Here is a 20,047-nt window from a genome sequence, read left to right as displayed (position 1 = left end):
CTCAGGTCTCCGCGCCGCGATAGTTGTAGAGCTCGTCGACGAACCGGCGGCGCAGCGGCGGCAGCCGGCTGGTCACGCTGAAGTATCCGCGCGCGGCCAGCATGGCGAGCCGGCCGATCACCGGCTTGTAGATCGGGTCGTCGCCGTTGGTGCCGTTGGTACGCAGCGAGTCGGCGACCCGGGCGAAGCCGTAGCGGATCATCTCCGTCTCGTAGTCCGCGATGCTGCCGAGCAGCGGCTTGGCGCCGGCCGCCGCCGCGACCAGTTGCCGGTGCAGCAGCGCGGCGTCCCGCAACGCGGTGTTGGCGCCCACCCCCCGGCCCGGCGTCATCGTGTGGATCGCGTCGCCGAGCAGGGTCACGTTGCTGGCCGGCCACGGCTCGACCGGTACCGAGGTGGCGACCTTGATCGGGATGACGCTGCCGGTGTCGCTGTGCCGCAGCAGTTCGCGCAGGTTCGGATGCCAGTTCCGGGTCAGGTCCCGGGCGACCTCGGCGAGGCGCTCGCCGCGCAACTCCATCACGTCCGACGGGAAGCGACTGGCCGCGCTCCAGATGATCAGGTTGATGCAGTCCCGGGTGTTGTCGAAGAGCAGTCCCGGCCACTGCCCGATCAGCCGGGCGTCGGTGACCCCGACCCCGGGCTTGACCGAGCCGCGCTGGTCCCACTTGAACTCCATCACGTGCAGTACGCCCATCACGCCGCCGGCACCGAAGATCAGCGAGATGCCCCGGTGCATCTCCTCGGTGAGCAGGGCGCGGGTCTGCTCGGTCAGCGGGATCTTGCTGGCGATGTTGATGCTGCCGGCGTCCCTGACCTCGGCGTGCGGCAGGTACTGCCGGCGTACCGCGGAGTGCGTGCCGTCGGCGGCGACCAGCAGGTCCCCGGTGGCCGAGGTGCCGTCGGCGAAGTACGCGGTGACCCGGCCGTCGTCGTGCTGCGCGTAGTGCGTGAACGTCTTGCCGAAGTGCACCACGTCGTCCATGCCGGTGAGCAGTACCTGGCGCAGCGTCATCCGGGAGACCGACTGGTCGATGCTGGTCGGGTCGGCCTCGGGGCGCAGCGCGAAGGAGGCCGTCCGGTGCAGTCGCTCGGTGAGCACGTTGAAGTACCCGGGCGGCCGGGCGCAGGTGGCGAGGAACGTGGTGAACAGTTCCGGCGGCAGGCACTCGCGCAACGCCCGGGACCCGGTCGGGTTGATCCCGACCCGGTAGCCGAGCAGGCCGTCGCCACGGTCGCGGTACCGCTCGTAGACCGCGACGCTGATGCCGGCCCGCCGAAGGCCGTGCGCCAGGCACATGCCGCCGGTACCGGCACCGATGACGATCACATGTAGCGGTCTGGCGGGCATCGAACCCCCTAGTTGGGGCGGCCGGCCGGGCTGGCCGGCGGCATCGCGACCGTCGCACCCGGGCCGTCCCAGCGGTAGAAGCACCGGGCCATCGCGTCGCGCGGCGACCGCCAGTTCGGCGAGTACGGCGAGATGTACTGCCCGAGCCGCTGCGTCACGCTGACGAAGAGCGGATGCCGGTTCGCCTGCTCCAACCGGGACGGCCCGGAGTCGTCCGTCTCCATCAGGTGCAGGCAGAGGTCGTCGAGGTGGTAGAGCGAGCGGTGCCGCACACCGGTGACGGTGTGCAGGTCCGTGTCGTCGGACTCCGCGAAGATCTTGGCGATCTCCTCCTCGGTCCCCGGAACGATCCTGCCCACGATCAGCACGCGATTCATCTCGTCTCCCCACTGGCTGGCTACGGCTCGGCTGGCTGCCCGTCCCGGATCCGTCCGGACCGGGTCCGGCGGGCGCCCGGACCCGGTGCGGCCCGGACGACCTGCCGGCCGTCCGGTCGGGCCCGATCACCATGCCGACGGTGACGTCACCCGACCGTCACCGGCCGGCGCCGTCGCGGTGCTCCTCCGGTGACGGCGCGGTGACGCCCCCGTGGTGGCCTCGGGCAGCCTGCCGACCGCAGCGCCACGCACGGAGCGGATGGACCACGCGCGGAGCGGTCGGACCACGAACGGATCCTGCCGACGACTTCGGCCGGACAGTGGCGGGGGACCGGATCAGCGCCGCACCGGCATCGCCGGCAGCGCCGGCCGGCCGGGGTACTCCGTGCGCCCCGCCAGCGGCCGGGAGCGCGCCCCCGGCGGCCGGGAGATCGGCGCGAGCAGGTCACTGAGCAGGCCGCACATCGTCTCGGACGGTTCCAGTTGCAGCTCGCGCAGCAACAGGTCGCGGTAGACGTAGAAGGCCTGGAGCGCCTCGTAGGCGTTCCCCTCGTCGAGGTGGATCTCGACGATCAGGCGGTGCGGCGTCTCCCGCAGCGGCTCGGCGCGGACCGCCTCCAGAGCGGCCTGCAACGCCTCGCCGTGCTGTCCCGCGTGCAGGTGACCCCGGGCGATGTCCTCCAGCATGTGCAGCCGGAGCTGGCGCAGCCGCTCCCGCTCCAGCAGAACCCACTCGTCGTACCAGCCGGGGAGCAGGTCGTGCCGTCCGGCGCCACGGATCCTCGCCGCCCAGCGAGGGTCGCCGCCGTCGCGTACCCGCTCGGCGGCTCGGACGAGGTCGTCGATGTCCAGCCGTACCGCCGGGTCGAGCCGCACCGTGTCGCCGGAGGTGAGCACCGGGCAACTGCCCTCCTGGCGCAGCCGCCACAGCGCCGTACGCAGGGAGGACATCGCCCGCTCCTCCGGAGTGTCCGGCCAGAGCAGACCGGCCAGGTGCGCCCGGGTCGCCCCCGGCCGCAACCCGACCAGCGCGATGATCCGTTGCAGTCCACGCGGTACGACCACCGGCGTCCCGTCGTGCAGCAGGCTGAACCCGTCCAGCAGGAACAGGTGGACCGCCCGGTCGGGCTGGCGCTCGGACGGATGGGCCGGTGCCTGGTGCGCCCCGTCGTGTGGCGCGCTCTCCTGAGGAGTCACGGCCCACCCTCCTGCACCCGGAACCCGTGTCCCGAAGTCCGCTCTGCCCGGACCGCCCCGTCCCAGCCCCCCGATATGCCGACGCCGCTGCGCACGTCGGGCCCCGACTGGGGGACCGACAACGCAAAGCGTGACGAAGGTTATCAATCGCCGTTACGCTCGGTCAATCCGCCGGTCGACAATCCGACCTGGCCGTTCGGCCGCTAAACAACCGCTCTGACCTGCGCATAAGCCGACCCGATCGATCGCCTTGGCGCCGCTGCCGGGCTCTTCCACCGACCCGCGACCGGGCATTGTGCCGGTACGCCGTCACCGGAGCGTCACCACGCCGGGGGGCGGTCGTACGCGATCAGGTGACATTCCGTTGACACCCGATCGGCAGGGTGGTCACCAGCCGTTCGGACGAGGTCGCAGTCGGGGGAGAAGCCGGGGGAGAGGCTCTTTGTCGCGACCGGGTGCCGGTGTCACCCAACCGGAGCGCGGGAACCGCCAGGGAGGCTGCGCCATGGATCGCTCACTGATCGTCGCCAGGGTCGTACCGGCCGCCGAGGGGCAGGTCGCGCAGATCTTCGCCGAGTCGGACCGGACCGACCTGCCCCGGCTGGTGGGCGTACGGCACCGCTCGCTCTACCGACTGGACGACCTGTACGTGCACCTGATCGAGACCGAGAGCCCGGGCTCCGCCGCGGTGGAGAACGCCCGCCGGCACCCCGAGTTCGTCCGGGTCAGCGAGCGGCTCGCCCCGCACGTCACGCCGTACCTGGCGACCTGGCGGGTGCCGGCGGACGCGATGGCCCGCTGCTTCTACCGCTGGGACGCCCCGACCGACCGCGCCGGAGTACGGCGATGACCGGGGGGATGCCGGCCGGCACGATCGTGCGCCGCGGCGGGTACGCCGAACTCGACCAGCAGCCCTGGATCCGCTGCCGTTCCTGCCCGGCGCTGCTCTACCGCAAGCGGCTGCGGCGCAACCTCGACGTCTGCCCGGAGTGTGGGGACCACCGCCGGCTGGACGCTCCCGAGCGGATCGCCCAGCTCGTCGACCGGGACACGTTCCGGCCGTTGCCCGGCCCGGTCACCCAGGTCGACCCGATCGGGTTCGTCGACTCGGTGCCGTACCCGCAGCGGCTCGCCGCCGCCCGCGCGGAGACCGGCCTGGCCGAGGCGGTCCTCTGCGGTACGGCGACGCTCGGCGGGTACGGCCTGGTGCTCGCCGTGATGGACTTCCGGTTCCTCGGCGGCAGCCTGGGCTCGGTCACCGGTGAGCTGATCACCCAGGCCGCCGAGCACGCCCTGGCCAACCGCCTGCCACTGCTCCTGGTCACCGCCTCCGGTGGCGCCCGGATGCAGGAGGGCGTGCTGGCGCTGATGCAGATGGCGACGATCAGCCAGGCGATCGCCGCGCTGCGCGAGGCGGGACTGCTGACCGTCAGCCTGGTCACCGACCCCACCTACGGCGGAGTGGCCGCGTCCTTCGCGACCTGCACGGACATCGTGCTGGCCGAGACCGGTTCCCGGCTGGGCTTCGCCGGCCCCCGGGTGATCCGGGAGACCATCCGGCAGACGCTGCCGCCCGACTTCCAGACCACCGACTTCCTGCTCCGGCACGGCCAGGTCGACATGGTGGTGCAGCGACGGGCGTTGCGGGCCAGGCTGCGCTGGCTGCTCGCCGCCGTCGCGCCGCCCCCGGACCGTCCGTCCGGCACGGCGGCCACACCGGATCCGGAACGCCCGACCGGAGCACTGCCGCCGCCCGGCCCGGACGACCGGACCGATGCCTGGCGGATCGTCCGGTCCGCCCGACACGCCGGCCGACCCACCACGCTGGACTACCTGGCCACCGCCTTCGACGGCTTCGTCGAGCTGCACGGTGACCGGCTCGGCGTCGACTGCGCGGCGGTCGTCGCCGGGCTGGCCCGGCTCGGCGACCGGTACGTCGCGGTGGTCGGGCACCAGAAGGGACACCAGCCCCGGGAACTGCGGGCCCGCAACTTCGGCATGGCCAGCCCGGCCGGCTACCGCAAGGCGATCCGGGTGATGCGGCTCGCCGCCAACCTGGGCCTGCCGGTGGTGACCCTGATCGACACCCCGGGCGCCTACCCGGGGGTCGAGGCGGAGCAGCAGGGCCAGGCCGCCGCGATCGCCGACAGCATCCTCGTGATGACCGGGCTGCCGACCCCGGTCGTCGCGGTCATCATCGGCGAGGGAGGCAGCGGCGGGGCACTCGCGCTGGCGGTGGCGGACCGGGTGCTCATGCTGCGCAACGCGGTCTACTCGGTGATCAGCCCGGAGGGCTGCGCCGCGATCCTCTGGCACGACCGGGCCGCCGTGCCCCGGGCCGCCGACGCGCTCCGGCTCACCGCACCCGACCTGCTGCGGCTCGGGGTCGCCGACGAGATCGTCGCCGAGCCGCCCGGTGGCGCGCACCGGGATCCCGTCGGGGCGGCCCGGTCGCTGCGTCGGGCGCTGCTGGAGAACCTCGGGCCGCTGCTCGACGTACCCGCCGGGGAGCTGGTCCGGCGTCGCCGGCGGCGGTTCCGCGGGTACGGCGGTGCGGCCAGCGTGCTGCGCTCGGAAGCGGGTCCCGAGTGACCGCCGCGACTCTTCCCGGACAGCCGGGCCCGACCGGACCGGTAGGACCGGAGACGGAAGAGCGGGCCGACGGCGAACTCGCCGAGCTGTGCCGGCAGGCGGGCCGGCTGCTGTCCGAGACGGCCGGGCCGGTACGCCGGCTCCACCTGCGCAGCGGTGACACCGTGCTGGAGATCGAGTGGCACGGCCCGCCCGGTTCGGCGGAACCGGGCGGACCGGCCGGGCACACCCCGGCCGGCCTCGCCGCCGCCGCTCCGGCCGACGCCGCCAACCGTGCCAGCCGACCCGCCGAGGACGACGGTGCCGGCCGACGGACCGTGTCCGCGCCGATGGTCGGCACCTATTACCAGGCCGCCGAGCCCGGTGCTGCCCCGTTCGTCGAGGTCGGCGACAAGGTGGAGCCCGGTCAGGTGGTCTGCATCGTCGAGGCGATGAAGCTGATGAACGAAGTGGTCGCCGACCAGCCCGGCCGGGTCGCCGAGGTACTCGTCCGGGACGGCGAGCCGGTCGAGTTCGGGCAGCCACTGATCGCCCTGCTACCCGCGTGACTTCCAGGACGGTGCGGCGGTGTTCGAGAAGATCCTGATCGCCAATCGTGGCGAGATCGCGCTCCGGGTCGCCCGGGCCTGCCGGGAGCTGGGCGTACGTACCGTGGCGGTGTACTCGGTCGCGGACCGGGACTCGGCCGTCGTCCGGCTGGCCGACGAGGCGGTCTGCATCGGGCCGCCGGAGGGCCGGCAGAGCTACCGCAACGCCGCCGCCATCGTCGAGGCGGCCCGCCGGACCGGGGCGCAGGCCGTGCACCCGGGTTACGGGTTCCTCTCCGAGGACGCCGACTTCGCCGAGATCTGCGCCGACAACGGGCTCGTCTTCATCGGACCCCCGCCGGAGGTGATGCTCGCCCTCGGCGACAAGGCACGGGCCCGGGCGCTGATGCGGGACGCCGGTCTGCCGCTGCCGGCGGGCAGCCTGGCCACGGTCGGCACGGCGGCGCGGGCGCGGGAGATCGCCGACGAGATCGGCTACCCGGTGATCATCAAGTGCGCCGCCGGAGGTGGCGGACGCGGGATGACCGTGGTCCGGTCCGCCGACGAGTTCGGCACGGCGTACGAGAAGACCAGGATCGCCGCGCAGACGGTCTTCGGCGACGACCGGGTCTACGTCGAGCGGTACCTCACACACGCCCGCCATGTCGAGGTGCAGGTGCTCTGTGACGGGTACGGCAACGGCGTACACCTCGGCACCCGGGACTGCTCGGTGCAGCGCCGGCACCAGAAGCTGGTCGAGGAGGGCCCGGCGCCGGCCCTGTCGGCCGGTACCCTCGACGCGCTCGCCGAGTCCGCGCTGCGCGGCGCGCTGCGGGCCGGCTACACCGGGGCCGGAACCTTCGAGTTCCTGGTCGACGAGGCCGAACGTTTCTCGTTCATCGAGGTGAACTGCCGGATCCAGGTCGAACATCCGGTCACCGAGATGATCACCGGGATCGACCTGGTGCACGAGCAACTGCACATCGCCGCCGGGGTGCCACTGCGGCTGCGCCAGTCCGACGTGCGGATCTCCGGCGTCGCGGTGGAGTGCCGGGTCAACGTGGAGGACCCCGACCGGGGGTTCGCGCCCACCCCCGGCCGGCTGAACAGGTTCGTCCCGCCGAGCGGGCCGTTCACCCGGGTCGACACGCACGGCTATCCCGGCTATCTGGTCGGGCCGTACTACGACTCGCTGCTCGCCAAGGTGGTGGTCTGGGCACCCGACCGGGATCTGGCGCTCGGCCGGATGGAGCGGGCGCTGTACGAGTTCGACGTCGACGGGCCCGGCGTACGCACCACCATCCCGTTCCTGCGCCGGGTGCTCGACGACCCGGGTTTCCGCAAGGGCCGGTACTCGACCGGGCTGGTCGACCGGCTGCTCGGCAGCGCCGACTCGCCGGCCGACCGGGACCAGGCCCGTTGCGCCGCCCCGTCCAGCACCGCCAACCTTCCGAGGAGGACCAGATGAGTGTCAGGCACGAGGAACCGGCGTTGACCGGGCCGACCCAGCGGGAGCCGGTGCCGTCGCCGGTGACGGCGGCGGAGATCACCGCGATCCTGGTCCGGCACTGCGGGCTGGACGCCGACGCGACGGCCGCCGCCCCCGGCGCCTCCCTGGAGGAACTCGGGATGGACTCGCTCGCGCTGCTCGAACTTCAGGCGGTGGTCGCGGACCGCTACCGGGTCCAGCTTCCGGAGGAGGCCGGGCGGCTCAGCGTCGCGGAGGTGGCCGAACTGGTGGCTCGGCAGAGCGAGCCGAGGGATGTCCCCGGCGGGGCCGGTCGGCCGGGTCACACCGAGAACAGTGTGCTGATCGCCGCCCCGTTGCCGCTGGTGTGGGACCTGACCAACGACGTCGCGGGCTGGACCGGGCTCTTCACCGAGTACCAGTCGGTGGAGATCATCGAGCGGAGCGGCGACACCGTACGGTTCCGGTTGACCATGTATCCGGACGAGAACGGGGTCACCTGGAGCTGGGTCAGCGAGCGTACCGCCGATCCGGTCCGCCGGGAGGTGCACGCGCACCGGGTGGAGACCGGGCCCTTCGAGTACATGCGGATCCACTGGCGCTACGCGGAGGCGCCGGGCGGTACCCGGATGACCTGGACCCAGGACTTCGAGATGCGTCCGACGGCACCGGTGAGCACCGCCCAGATGACCGACCGGATCAACGCGAACAGCCGGATCCAGCTGGACATCATCCGGGACAAGATCGAGCGGATCGCCGCCGAGATGGAGGGGGCCGCGCCGGCACCGGCCGGGGTCGGCGATGAGTGAGCCGGGCCGCCGGTTGGTGGCTGCCCGCGACATCGCCCCGGACCGCCGCCGGGGTGGCGAGATCCGGGTACTGCTCGGCCCCCGCACGGTGGGCAGCGGATCGGGTTTCCTGGGGGTGGCGAACCTCGCCCCCGGTGAGCGGATCGCCGAGCACTACCACCCGTACAGCGAGGAGTTTCTCTACGTCGCCCGGGGTGCGATCGTGGTGGACCTGGACGACGAGCCGGTGCCGGTCGGCACCGGGGAGGCGCTGTACGTGGCGGTGAACGTCCGGCATCGGCTGCGCAACGTGGCCGACGAGCCCGCCGAGGTGGTTTTCCAGCTCGGACCGTTGGCCCCACGCCCGGAACTCGGGCACGTCGACACCGAGCCGTCCACCACCGAGCCGTCCGCCGCCGCCTCGGGAGCCGGTCGATCCGGGACCGGCGTACCGGTGACGCGGCAGGATGGCGCGGACCGGGCGGCGGCGGGCGCGGTGGCCGGCGGGCCGGAGGCCGGCCCGTGACCCGGCGCCGTGCCGTGGTGACCGGGATCGGAGTGGTCGCGCCCGGCGGGGCGACCCGGGACGAGTTCTGGGCGACCATCACCGCCGGCCGCACGGCGACCCGACGGATCAGCTTCTTCGACCCGTCGCCGTTCCGTTCGCAGGTGGCCGCCGAGTGCGACTTCGACCCGGTCCGCGCCGGACTGGGCGTCGTCGAGCGGCAGCGCGCCGACCGGTACGTCCAGTTCGCGCTCGCCGCGTCGATCGAGGCGCTGGCGGACGGCGGACTGGAGCTGACCGACGCCACGCGGGAGCGCACCGGAGTGGTGCTCGGCTCGGCGGTGGGCGGCACCATGCTGCTGGAACGGGAGTACGTGCAGGTCAGCGACTCCGGTGCGGACTGGTTGGTGGATCCGAACCGGGCCGGCCCGTTCCTCTACCAGGCGCTGATGCCGAGCAGCCTCGCCGCCGACGTCGCCTGCCGGCACGGCGTGCACGGTCCGGCCCAGGTGGTCTCCACCGGCTGCACCTCCGGGATCGACGCGATCGGCTACGGTCAGCAACTGATCGAGGACGACGAGGCGGACGTGGTGCTGGCCGGCGCCTCGGACAGTCCGATCTCGCCGGTCACGGTCGCCTCGTTCGACGCGATCAAGGCGACCACTCCGGACAACGACGATCCGGCGCACGCCTCGCGGCCGTTCGACCGGGACCGGCACGGGTTCGTCCTCGCCGAGGGGGCCGCGGTGCTGGTCCTGGAGGAGGCGGAGCACGCCCGGCGGCGCGGGGCGCGGATCTACTGCGAGGCGGCCGGTTACGCCAACCGGAGCAACGGCTACCACATGACCGGGCTGCGTCCCGACGGTGTCGAGATGGCGCTGGCCATCGACGACGCGATGGCGCAGGCCCGGTGCGACCCGGCCGACGTGTCGTACGTCAGCGCGCACGGCTCGGGTACCCGGCAGAACGACCGGCACGAGACGGCGGCCTTCAAACGGGCGCTCGGTCCGGCGGCGTACGGGGTGCCGATCAGCTCGATCAAGTCGATGGTCGGGCACTCGCTCGGTGCGATCGGCGCGATCGAGATGGCGGCCTGCGCGTTGGCCATCGCGCACGGGGTGGTGCCGCCGACGGCCAACTGGGCCAACCGGGACGACGAGTGCGACCTCGACTACATCCCGAACACCGCCCGGGAACTGCCGGTGCGGGTCGCCCTCTCCGTCGGCAGCGGCTTCGGCGGCTTCCAGTCGGCGATGGTCTTCACCCGGTTCGACGGGCCGGACCGGTGACCGGGCGGGCGGGTGGGGACGGATCGCGGCGCCGGGCCGTGATCACCGGTATCGGTGTGGTGGCGCCGAGCGGGATCGGCGCGGAGGCGCACTGGAAGTGCGTACTGGCCGGGCAGAACCGGATCGGCCCGATCACCCTCTTCGACCCGGAGCGCTATCCCAGCCGACTCGCCGGCGAGGTGGCCGACTTCGACGCGCTGCACTACGCCGACAGCCGGCAGTTGGTGCAGACCGACCGGTGGACGCACCTCGGGTTCGCGGCGGCCCGGCTCGCGCTCGCCGACGCCGGGCTGCCGGAGACGGCCGACGACCCCTACGGGTACGCGGTGACCCTGGCCAGTTCCTCCGGCGGCAACCTGTTCGGGCAGCGGGAACTGCAACGGCTCTGGCGCGGCCCGGCGCGGACCGTCGGGGCGTACCAGTCGATCGCCTGGTTCTACGCGGCGAGCGTCGGCCAGCTCTCGATCCGGCACCAGTTCAAGGGCCCGTGCGGGGTGCTGGCCGCCGAGTCCGCCGGTGGGCTGGACAGCCTCGCCCACGCCGCACGGATGGTCCGGCGCGGTACTCCGGTGGTGCTGGCCGGCGGCACCGAGTGCCCGTTGAGCCCGTACGCGCTGACCTGCCAGCTCCGGGGCGGACTGCTGAGCACCTGTCCGGAGCCGGCGTTGGCGTACCGGCCGTTCGACGTGGCGGCCAGCGGTTACGTGCCGGGGGAGGGCGGGGCGGTCTTCGTGGTGGAGGATCTGGCCCACGCCCGTGCCCGGGGGGTGCGCGGCTATGCCGAGGTCGCCGGCTGGGGCGCCAGCCACGACGCCCGGCACACCGACCGGCGTGCCGCCGGTGACCCGGCGCAGTACGCCCGGGCGATGCGGCTCGCCCTCGACCGGGCCGGTGTGCGGCCGACCGAGGTCGACGTGGTCTTCCCGGACGCGCTCGGCGTCTCCCGGTACGACCGCAGCGAGGCCGAGGCGCTCCGGGCGGTCTTCGGGACGCGGCCGCCGCCGGTGACCACCCAGAAGCCGCTGATCGGTCGGGCACACCAGGGCGGGGCGGCGCTGGACGTGGCGACCGCGCTGCTCAGCCTCCGGCACGGGGTGCTGCCGCCGACGGCCGGGCTGGACCGGCCGGCGCCCGGCTGCGAGCTGGACTTCGTCCGGGAGTCCGGATCCCGGCGGGTGGACGTGGCCCTGGTCGGGGCGCGCGGGTTCGACGGTTTCAACAGCGCCGTGGTGGTCCGGCGCGGCCCGGCGTAGGCCGGTGGAGAGCGGAGAGGAGGACGGGGCGATGTCGAAGGCAAGGGTGCTGTTCCTGATCCGGGTGCCGCGTGAGCGCACCGAGGACTTCCTGAAGGCGTACGAGCAGATCCGCTACCAGGTCGCCGAGGGGGTGCCGGGGCATCTGGTGGACCAGGTCTGCGAGGCGTCGAGCGATTCCGAGCAGTGGCTGATCACCAGCGAGTGGGCGTCGCTGGCCGACTTCGAGGCGTGGGAGCGCAGCCCGGGGCACCGTGAGCTGGCGGCGCCGCTGCGCGCCTGCATCACCGAGGCCAGGTCGATCCGGTTCGTGGTTCGGGAGGAGACCTCGGCCCGCCGCTCCTGACGCCGGACCCGCTCGAGCGGGCCGGCGCGCCGGACGGCTTCCAGATCGATGGAGTTGGATGTAAGTTGAATCCATTCATCTGGGAGCGCCGGTGGCGCCCGGCGCGAGGGAGAAGCCATGCCCGCCCCGTCCTCCCGCCGGGCCGCGTTGGCGGCATCACTCGTCGTCGGGGTCGTCGCCGCGCTGGTTCCGCCGGCCCCGGCCGTCGCGGCGGCCCCGGGGGTGACCCGGCTCGGCGACACCCAGCTCGATCCCACCGCGCTCTACTTCGTCTCCTACGACGGCCTGGTCAACAACAACTCGTACGGCGACGGCATCGTCAGCCACGCCGGCTACCAGTACGCGGCCTGGTACACCTCGACCCGGAACGCGGTGCTCGCCCGCCGGCAGTTGCCGTCCGGGGCGTGGCAGACCCTCCAGCTGTCGCACCGGTTGAGCACCAACGACTCGCACAACTCCATCGCGCTCGGCATCTCACCCGGCGACGGCCGGCTGCACGTCGCGATGGACACCCACGACAGCGAGATCTACTACCTGAGGTCCGAGGCCGGGCTGGTCTCCGCGCCGGGCTCGCGGAGCTGGGAGGCCGGCCGGTTCGGCGCCGTGCAGCGCAGCCTGGACGGGGTCGGACTGGGCGCGATGACGTACCCGCAGTTCCGGGTCGCGCCCGGCAACCGGCTCCAGTTCAGCTACCGGACCGGACGCTCCGGCAACGGCACCAACGAACTCGCCGAGTACGACGGCTCCACCTGGCGCAGGCTCGGCCGCTGGCAGTCGGCGACCGGCTCGTACAGCGCGAACGGCGCCACCAGCACCACCCGGAACATGTACCTGCACGGCCTGACCTACGGTCCCGGCGGCCGGTTGCACGCCGCCTTCACCTGGCGGGAGGGCAACTCCGCGGTCACCTGCGACAGCGGCGGCCTGACCAATCACGACACCGGCTACCTCTACAGCGACGACCAGGGCCGGACCTGGCGCAACAACGCCGGTGCGGTGGTCGGGACCACCAACTCGGGCAACCTGGTGTCGATCTCCAGCCCGGGACTGGTGGTCGACCCGTTGCCGCCGAACTACGGGCTCATCAACCAGGAGAGCCAGGACGTCGACTCGACCGGCAACCCGCACGTGATCATCAGCTACGTACCCGGCCGGTTCACCTCCTGCGTCACGTCGTACGCCTCGGCGCGCCGGGCGAACGGCCGGGCATTCCACCTCTTCCGCAACTCCTCCGGAGTCTGGCGCAAGACCGAGATCCCGGTGCCGTTGAACGCGACCGGCCGGTCCCAGATCGTGCTCGACGCGGCCGACAACGCCTACGTGGTGCTGCCGTACGGCCGGATCGTCACCGCCAGCCGCGCCAGCGGCTACACCGACTGGACCGTACGCTTCGACGGCGCCGGGCTGAACGCCTTCGGCGAGGTGATCGTGGACCGGACCCGGGTGGAGGGCGACGGCGTGCTCTCCGTCCTCTACCAACGCGCCTCCAGCGGCACGACACCCTCGCCGATCCGGGTGGTCGACTTCCGGCTCGGCTGATACCCGGCCCGGCAGGCACCGGGGCGACCCGGCGACGCCGGGCGGCTCCGCCTGGCTCCGGACGGATCCGGACGGATCCGGACGGATCCGGACGGCTCCGGGGCGGCGACGGCCGGCCGCCGGGGAGGATCGGGGCCGGTGCCGGGTCACCGTACGCCGCCCGGCGCGGAGGGTCCGCTCGCCCGTTCGGCGCACCTGGGGGCGCGTTCGCCGCTCAGATCTGCGTCCGGCCGTCCCGGTTCCGGGCCTGACCCTTCAATAGATTCAATCGAAGATTGTGGATGCATTGGAAGGTGGGTCCCATGTCGACGACCACACGTCGGTGTGCCGGCGCACTGCTGGCGGTCGTACTGGTGACCGTCGCGATCCTGCTGCACTCCGGCCAGCGGGTGGAGGCGGCGGCCGGGGTCCGGGTACTGCCACTCGGGGACTCGATCACCGACGGCTTCAACGTGCCGGGCGGGTACCGGATCGACCTGTGGCAGAAGGTGGTGGCCGGCGGCTACACCGTCGACTTCGTCGGTTCCCAGGCGAACGGCCCGGCCAGCCTCGGCGACCGCGACCACGAGGGCCACTCCGGCTGGCGGATCGACCAGATCGACGCCAACATCGTGAACTGGCTCAACACCTACCAGCCGCGCACCATCCTGCTGCACATCGGCACCAACGACATCTTCCAGAACCGGGACCTGCCCAACGCACCGAACCGGCTGGCCGCACTGATCGACCGGATCACCACCACCGCACCGGAGGCGAAGCTCTTCGTCGCCACCATCGTCCCGGCCGGGTCGGCGAGTACCGACGCACAGGTGCGTAGCTTCAACGCCGCCATACCGCAGATCGTGCAGACCCGGGCGAACGCCGGTCGACAGGTGTACCTGGTCAACATGTACGCCGCGCTCACCGCCGCCGACCTGGCCGACGGCGTACACCCGAACGCGACCGGCTACAGCAAGATGGCCACGACCTGGTACAACGCCCTCCTGGCGGTGCCCGGCAGCCTCACCGACGGCGGCACCACCCCGACCCCCACCGGCACGCCCGGCACGCCGCCGACCGGTGGTCCCACGAACCCGCCGACCAACCCGCCGACGAACCCGCCGACCGGCTGCACCGCCGCGGTCTCGCTCAACTCCTGGACCGGCGGCTTCGTCGCGACCGTACGCGTCACCGCCGGATCCGCCGGCACCACCGGCTGGACGGTCGACGCCACCCTGCCGTCCGGCACCACGATCACCAACGCCTGGAACACCCAGCGCAGCGGCAGCAGCGGCGCCGTCCAGTTCGGCAACGTGAGCCACAACGGACGGATCGCCGCCGGGCAGTCGACGGAGTTCGGCTTCCAGGGCACCGGCAGCGGGGCCGGCCTCACGCCGAGCTGCACCGCCCGCTGACCGCCGCGCGAGGCGCCGCGCACCGGTTCCGGACCGCTCAGCCGGACCTCGTCCGAGCCGAACCGTGGTCGATCGCGACCCGCCGGCGCCTCGACCCGACCCACCTGTCCCGGGCAGCAGCACCCGGGGCAGGTGGGTCGTCCGGGCAGGTGGGTCGTCCGGGCAGGTGGGTCGTCCGGGCACGCTGGTGCACCGGTCCGGGGCACCGGCGGTGGCCTGCTCGCCTTGCAACGTCAGGAAGCCCGCGGTGCCGCCCCGTAGAGCGCGTGGTCGACCAGCCGCGCGACGATCGACTCGTCGAACGCCACCTTGAGCACGAGCAGCCGGTGGTAGCAGGCACCCCAGAGCTGGTCGACGATGATGTCGAGATCGGCGTCCTCGCGCAGCTGGCCCTGCCGCTGGGCGGTCCGCAGGCGGGTGCGGGCGAGTTCGCGACGGGGCAGCGCATAGCTTTCGGACCAGGCCTGGGCGAGCGCGGGGTCCAGTTGGGCCGCGCCGACGAGTTCCGCGACGGGCTTCTCCGCGCCTTCGTCCTTCAGTAGCCGAACGAAGGCGCTGAGCTGTGCGATCAGGTCGGCGCGAAGATCACCTGTGTCGGGGAAGTCGAGCGTGCTCCGGCTCTGCGTGAAGTACGCCTCGGCCGCGAGCGCACCCGGGGACGGCCACCACTTGTAGAGGGTCATCTTGCTCGCGCCCGCCTCGGTGGCGACGCGGTCGAACGTGACCGCTCGCATGCCGTCCCGCAACAGCAGGCGCCCCGCCGCGGCGAGTACGGCGGCGCGCACCTCGGCAGCCGGTCGGCGGCCGCGTCCCCGTCGGGTCGCAGCGGTCTCGGACATCCCAACTCCCCGTTTGTGGACTGGTTGTACATTTCTGTGCGTGGCCGTAGTGTACAGATAGTACATATATCTGGGGAGGCAGCTCATGCAGTGGTCTGACCCGCGACGCCTTCGTCCGAGGTCTCGACGAAACCGGCACGTCGGAGCCGAGGCCATGGCCGTCCAACTGGGGAAACCCGCCGTGCACCGGCGCTCGCGATGGCGCGGGGCGGTCGTCGCCGCGTCGATCGCGGGAGCGCTGAGCGGATGCACGGACTCGTCCGGCGAGTCGAGGGGGACACCTCTTCGGGCGGTGCAGCCGAGCACCGCACCGGCGGCCGGAACCGCGACCCTGGGCGAGCCGGTCGAGCTGGTGACCGGCCTGGACGCGCCGTGGGGACTCACCTTCCTGCCCGACGGGTCGGCGCTGATCTCCGAGCGCATCACCGGGGAGATCCTGCGCGTCCCGGCCAGGGGCGGCGATCCGCAGCCGGTCGGGACCGTACCCGGGGTGCGGGCCAGCTCGGAAGGGGGACTTCTCGGCATCGTCGCCTCCGCCGGGTTCGCGACCGATCGCACGGTCTTCGCATCGGTCTCCGGAGCGGACCAGAACCGGATCGTGGCGCTCACCATCGCCGCCGACTACGGCGCGCTCACCGTCGACCGGGTACTGCTCGACGGCATCCAGACCGCCGACCGGCACCACGGTGGCCGCATCGCCATCGGGCCGGACGGCCACCTCTGGATCGGCACGGGCGACGCTTTCGAACCGGAGAACGCCGCGGCCGACGACTCACTCAACGGCAAGATCCTCCGCATCGCGGTCGACGGCTCCGTCCCCCGCGACAACCCGGGACCGTCTCCGATCTACTCCAGCGGCCACCGCAACGTCCAGGGCATCGCGTTCGGACCCGACGGCACGCCGTACGCATCGGAACTCGGGCATCGCACCTGGGACGAGGTGAACGTCCTCCGCGCGGGCGCCGACTACGGGTGGCCGGAGACCGAGGGGATCGCCGGCTCCACCGGGGAAGCCCCGATCGCCACGCTCCACCCCGACGAGGCGAGCCCGTCCGGCGTCGCGTACGCCGAGGGGTCACTCTGGATCGGTGCGCTCGGCGGCCAGCGGCTCTGGCAGCTCCCCGTCCAGGGTGGGGCCGCGACGGCCGACCCCGTCGCCCACCTCGTCGGCGACCACGGCCGGATCCGCACCGTGGAGGTGGCCCCCGACGGAGCACTGTGGATCGTCACGTCGAACACCGACCGCGCCACCTGGGGTGGCACCGACCCACGGCCGGGCGACGACCGTATCCTCCGGGTCGAGGTGAACCAGGGCTGAGTCCTCCGCCGGTTTTCCACCGCCGTGCTTCAACCTTTCCGCTCCGCTCCGGGTCATTCGGATAGCTGACAGAAGCGGAGAGCAGATGACCGTGGACGACGACGGCTTCCGGGAGTTCGTCGAGACGCGCTACATGGACCTGTTGCGGGTGGCGTACCACCTGACCGGGTCGGCGCCGGAGGCGGAGGATCTCGTGCAGACCGTCCTGGTCAAGGCGATGCGACGGTGGCGGCGGATCGACGAACCCATGGCGTACCTGCGTCGGGCGATCGCCAACCAGCACATCACGGCGTGGCGCCGCCACCGGGCCGTCGAGGTGCTGACCGCGATCCTGCCCGACCGGCCGGGGCGGGACGTGGCGGACCGGGTGGTGGAGCACCAGGAGCTGCGCGAGGCAATGGACGAGCTGCCCCGGCGTACCCGGGCCATGATCGTGCTGCGGTACGTGGCGGACCTGCCGGAGGCGGAGGTGGCCAGGACGCTCGGCTGTTCGGTCGGTTCGGTGAAGAGCCGGGCGTCCAGGGGACTGGCCCGGCTCCGGGAGGCGCTGGGCCAGGCGCCGCAGGCCGTGGACGTGATGGGAGCGGAGCGATGAGCCTCGACGAGGAGGTCCGGCGGACGTTGGCCGAGATGACCGAGGAACTAAGGCCGGTACCCGATCCGTACGCCCGGGTGCTGGCCCGGCACCGGCGGATCGTGCGGCGGCGGGCGGTCGCCGCCGGTCTCGCGGTGGTCGCCGTGCTCACCGCCACCGGCGTCGTCGTCAGCACCGGTCTCGGCCGGCGCGGCACTCCCGACGGTGGCACCGCCACCGCCAAGCCCGCCACGCCGGAGGAGACCCGTCTGGCCTGGATCGAGCGGCTGCTGCAGTCCCCGCCTCGTGGTGCGCTCGGCGCCGACCGGGACTATGTCGCGGCGCTGTCGCAGAAGGTCCGGCAGGAGCAGGCCGCCGGCCGGTTCGCCGAGCTCACCGGGGCGATGCGGGACATCAGGATGCTCTACGTCGACGACGTCGGACCGCACCGGGTCGCCTTCGTCGCCTTCGTCCGGGCGGAGCCGGAGTCGCCGGAGCGATCGACCCATGTCGGGCGATGGCTGGTGGCCGGGCGGGCGCCACCCCACAGGTGCTGGGAGACCCCTCCCGCGTCGAGGCCGTCTCCGTCCGGTTGATGCCCCACGAGCAGCTCACGCTCCGCAGTGAGGTCGGGGCGGGCGGTCTCTACCACGTCTCGATCGTGCCGGACGGGTGCCGGTTCGCCGCCGCCGCGCGGGCGACGCTGACCTCACCGACACCGCCGTGGACCCCGGAGCCGACCGGCTCCTACCTGCTTCGCCCCCCCGACACGCTGCGGAACGAGTGGTGGCAGATCACCTGCGACGGCGTGGTCCGGCAGCGACTCCCCGCCCCGCGGTCGGCGCTGCGAGGCGAACTCACCGAGGCGCTACTCGATCAGACGATCTCGGCGGCCCGGGGCACCCCCGACGTCGCGCACGCCCGCTCGGCCCTGCGCGAGGCGGACTCCTCGTTGCGTACCCACGCCCTCGCCCTGCCGTCCCTCGTCTGGGGTGGCCGGACCGCCGGCACACCCGGCAGGGAGTACGACGGTGACGCGGCGGTGGTCGCCGGTCCGCTGCTCGGCGGCGGGTGGAGCGGGATGGTGAACGTCCGGTACGACCGACCCAGGCCGAACGGTTCGCTCGGCAGCCCGCTCGCCTACTTCTCCACCGACACGGACCCGACCGACCCCCGGGCGCTGCTCGGCATACCGCTCGGACGCAAGGGCGGGACCCTGCTCGTGGTCGGTCCGGTCGGAGCGGCGGAGATCCGCGCGAGCCGGGACGGCCGGGAGCTGGCCCGGACGGCGGTCGCCGACGACGCGGCGCTGCTGGTCGTGCCGTCGACCGAGAAGCTCGTCCTGGAGGCGCTCGACACCGCCGGCAACGTGATCGGCACCGGCCCGGTCGCCGACACCGCCGTCGGCTCCGCCGAGTCGGAACGTGGCTTCGAGCTGGACCGCTGGGGAGTGTACTGAGCCGCTCGCCCGGTCGGCGGTCCGCCGCGCCGGCACGATTCTTCCGGGCCGGTGACCGCCCTCCCGCCCGCCGCGACCAGGGCTGATATCGGAACGCGTATCGGCGGATCCGCCGGATGGTCTTGGACGGCGAGGACCGGCCGGTGGTTGGGTTTCGGCACTCGACCGCTCGACCGGGCGTGCCGGCGCTGCTCCGGCGCCGCACGCCCGGCCGGGCCCGAACGGAGGGGGAGACCCATGCCCGAAGCTCGACTCGACCGCCGGGGCCTGCTCCGGACCGCCGCCGCGACCGGGCTCGCCGCCGCCGCAGCGGGGCCGGCGGCACCGGCCGTCGCGGCGGCACGGCCGGGGCCGACCGCTGCCACCCGGCCGCGGGCTCGCGGCGCCGCCGCGACGTTCCGCTGGTTCGGTACGGCCGGCTGGCGGATCGACATCGGCTCCCGGACGGTACTGGTCGACCCGTACCTGAGCCGGTACCGGACCGGACTCTTCGAGGGCGGGATGAACCCGGCCACCCCGCTGACCGTCGCCACCGGCATCGTCGACGAACACGTCGGCCGGCCCGAGACGGTACTCGTCACCCACTCGCACTGGGACCACTTCAACGACGTACCGCACATCGCGACGACGACCGGGGCGCGGGTGCTCGGCACGATGACGACGTACCAGCTCGGGTTGGCCTCCGGCATCCCGTCCGGGCAGCTCGGTCTGGTCAAGGGTGGCGAGGTCCTCGACTTCGGTGACTACACCGTCGAGGTGGTCGCCTCGCTGCACAGCCGGAACGCCGCGTACTCGATCGGCCTCCCCGGGCTGCGGCTGAGTCGCCCGGCGGAGCCGGCCACCGTGGCCGACCTGCCCGAGGGTGACACCCTGGCCTACCAGGTGACGGTCCGGAACGGGCCGGCGGTCTTCTTCATGGGCGCCAGCGACTTCGTGGAACGGAACGTGGCCGGGCTGCGGCCCGACATCGCGATGGTCGCGATGGCCGCCAGTGACGCCACCCACGAATACCTGCCCCGGCTGCTGGCCGCGCTGGACTATCCGGAGACAGTGGTACCGGTGCACTGGGACAACTTCGAGACCGCGCTGCGGAATCCGCCGCCGATCGCACCGGCGGACCGGCCGCGCTTCGAGGCGATGATCACGGCGATCCGGAGGGCGTCGCCGAGGAGCCGGATCGTCGTCCCGGAGTACCTGACCGGCTACACCTTCGGCTGAGGCGATCGACGAG

At 72.9% G+C, this 20,047-nt stretch carries 19 protein-coding genes and 1 pseudogene; 16 read left to right on the top strand and 4 right to left on the bottom strand.

Annotation, left to right across the window (positions count from 1 at the left end):
• Nucleotide 1: 1 nt before the first annotated feature.
• From V1634_RS14095 to V1634_RS14085, 3 genes are all read right to left on the bottom strand, one after another.
• A complete protein-coding gene (locus V1634_RS14095) occupies nt 2–1,351 on the bottom strand; it encodes an FAD-dependent oxidoreductase (protein WP_331208230.1) in 1,350 nt (449 codons plus the stop codon).
• Nucleotides 1,352–1,359: 8 nt separating this feature from the next.
• Nucleotides 1,360–1,728 (bottom strand): TcmI family type II polyketide cyclase, encoded by a 369-nt coding sequence (locus V1634_RS14090; protein WP_331208229.1) that lies wholly within the window; start codon nt 1,726–1,728, stop codon nt 1,360–1,362.
• A 336-nt stretch (nt 1,729–2,064) separates the two neighbouring features.
• Nucleotides 2,065–2,838: an AfsR/SARP family transcriptional regulator gene (locus V1634_RS14085; protein ID WP_331208400.1), complete on the bottom strand. Its 774-nt coding sequence runs from the start codon at nt 2,836–2,838 to the stop codon at nt 2,065–2,067.
• Between the two features lie 592 nt (nt 2,839–3,430).
• Here V1634_RS14085 and V1634_RS14080 point away from each other — a divergent pair.
• The 11 genes and pseudogenes from V1634_RS14080 (at nt 3,431) to V1634_RS14030 (ending at nt 14,626) form a co-directional block, all read left to right on the top strand.
• Nucleotides 3,431–3,775: a TcmI family type II polyketide cyclase gene (locus tag V1634_RS14080; RefSeq protein WP_331208228.1), complete on the top strand. Its 345-nt coding sequence runs from the start codon at nt 3,431–3,433 to the stop codon at nt 3,773–3,775.
• Nucleotides 3,776–3,783: 8 nt separating this feature from the next.
• Nucleotides 3,784–5,517: an acetyl-CoA carboxylase carboxyl transferase subunit alpha gene (accA, locus tag V1634_RS14075; protein WP_331208399.1), complete on the top strand. Its 1,734-nt coding sequence runs from the start codon at nt 3,784–3,786 to the stop codon at nt 5,515–5,517.
• On the top strand, nt 5,514–6,065 hold the full coding sequence (gene accB / locus V1634_RS14070; protein ID WP_331208227.1) for an acetyl-CoA carboxylase biotin carboxyl carrier protein: 552 nt from the start codon (nt 5,514–5,516) through the stop codon (nt 6,063–6,065). The genes accA and accB overlap by 4 nt, the downstream gene beginning before the upstream one ends.
• A gap of 19 nt (nt 6,066–6,084) precedes the next feature.
• Nucleotides 6,085–7,512, top strand: a complete 1,428-nt coding sequence (locus V1634_RS14065) for an acetyl-CoA carboxylase biotin carboxylase subunit (RefSeq protein ID WP_331208226.1) — start codon at nt 6,085–6,087, stop codon at nt 7,510–7,512.
• Nucleotides 7,509–8,321, top strand: a complete 813-nt coding sequence (locus tag V1634_RS14060) for an SRPBCC family protein (protein ID WP_331208225.1) — start codon at nt 7,509–7,511, stop codon at nt 8,319–8,321. Before V1634_RS14065 ends, V1634_RS14060 begins: the two co-directional genes overlap by 4 nt.
• Nucleotides 8,314–8,715, top strand: a pseudogene (locus V1634_RS14055) (cupin domain-containing protein); the annotation flags it as partial. The gene V1634_RS14060 and the pseudogene V1634_RS14055, both read left to right, overlap by 8 nt.
• A gap of 107 nt (nt 8,716–8,822) precedes the next feature.
• Complete coding sequence (locus V1634_RS14050) at nt 8,823–10,094, top strand: beta-ketoacyl-[acyl-carrier-protein] synthase family protein (protein WP_331208224.1); 1,272 nt, start codon at nt 8,823–8,825, stop codon at nt 10,092–10,094.
• Nucleotides 10,091–11,347 (top strand): beta-ketoacyl synthase N-terminal-like domain-containing protein, encoded by a 1,257-nt coding sequence (locus V1634_RS14045; protein WP_331208223.1) that lies wholly within the window; start codon nt 10,091–10,093, stop codon nt 11,345–11,347. The genes V1634_RS14050 and V1634_RS14045 overlap by 4 nt, the downstream gene beginning before the upstream one ends.
• A gap of 31 nt (nt 11,348–11,378) precedes the next feature.
• Nucleotides 11,379–11,693 (top strand): antibiotic biosynthesis monooxygenase family protein, encoded by a 315-nt coding sequence (locus V1634_RS14040; protein ID WP_107267142.1) that lies wholly within the window; start codon nt 11,379–11,381, stop codon nt 11,691–11,693.
• A gap of 117 nt (nt 11,694–11,810) precedes the next feature.
• Nucleotides 11,811–13,232 (top strand): BNR repeat-containing protein, encoded by a 1,422-nt coding sequence (locus tag V1634_RS14035; protein ID WP_331208222.1) that lies wholly within the window; start codon nt 11,811–11,813, stop codon nt 13,230–13,232.
• A gap of 302 nt (nt 13,233–13,534) precedes the next feature.
• Nucleotides 13,535–14,626, top strand: coding sequence for a GDSL-type esterase/lipase family protein (locus V1634_RS14030; protein ID WP_331208221.1), 1,092 nt, complete (start codon nt 13,535–13,537; stop codon nt 14,624–14,626).
• Nucleotides 14,627–14,859: 233 nt separating this feature from the next.
• On the opposite strand, the gene V1634_RS14025 is transcribed toward V1634_RS14030, so the two are convergent.
• Entirely contained in the window at nt 14,860–15,465 is a 606-nt protein-coding gene (locus tag V1634_RS14025; protein WP_331208220.1) for a TetR/AcrR family transcriptional regulator, read from the bottom strand.
• 292 nt (nt 15,466–15,757) lie between these two features.
• On the opposite strand from V1634_RS14025, the gene V1634_RS14020 reads away from it, so the two are divergent.
• The 5 genes from V1634_RS14020 (at nt 15,758) to V1634_RS14000 (ending at nt 20,034) form a co-directional block, all read left to right on the top strand.
• Nucleotides 15,758–16,783 (top strand): PQQ-dependent sugar dehydrogenase, encoded by a 1,026-nt coding sequence (locus V1634_RS14020; RefSeq protein ID WP_331208219.1) that lies wholly within the window; start codon nt 15,758–15,760, stop codon nt 16,781–16,783.
• Nucleotides 16,784–16,868: 85 nt separating this feature from the next.
• Entirely contained in the window at nt 16,869–17,378 is a 510-nt protein-coding gene (locus tag V1634_RS14015) for a SigE family RNA polymerase sigma factor (RefSeq protein WP_331208218.1), read from the top strand.
• Nucleotides 17,375–17,953 carry an RNA-binding protein gene (locus tag V1634_RS14010; protein ID WP_331208217.1) on the top strand — a complete coding sequence of 193 codons (579 nt, stop codon included), beginning with the start codon at nt 17,375–17,377 and terminating at the stop codon, nt 17,951–17,953. Before V1634_RS14015 ends, V1634_RS14010 begins: the two co-directional genes overlap by 4 nt.
• Nucleotides 17,953–18,816: a hypothetical protein gene (locus tag V1634_RS14005; protein ID WP_331208216.1), complete on the top strand. Its 864-nt coding sequence runs from the start codon at nt 17,953–17,955 to the stop codon at nt 18,814–18,816. Before V1634_RS14010 ends, V1634_RS14005 begins: the two co-directional genes overlap by 1 nt.
• 237 nt (nt 18,817–19,053) lie before the next feature.
• Nucleotides 19,054–20,034, top strand: a complete 981-nt coding sequence (locus tag V1634_RS14000; protein ID WP_331208215.1) for an MBL fold metallo-hydrolase — start codon at nt 19,054–19,056, stop codon at nt 20,032–20,034.
• Nucleotides 20,035–20,047 lie beyond the last annotated feature (13 nt).

The organism is Plantactinospora veratri, from assembly GCF_036421995.1.
GTDB classification, from domain to species: domain Bacteria; phylum Actinomycetota; class Actinomycetes; order Mycobacteriales; family Micromonosporaceae; genus Plantactinospora; species Plantactinospora veratri.
The sequence above is the reverse complement of the archived record's forward strand: the minus strand, read 5'-3'. Positions and strand labels throughout refer to the sequence as shown.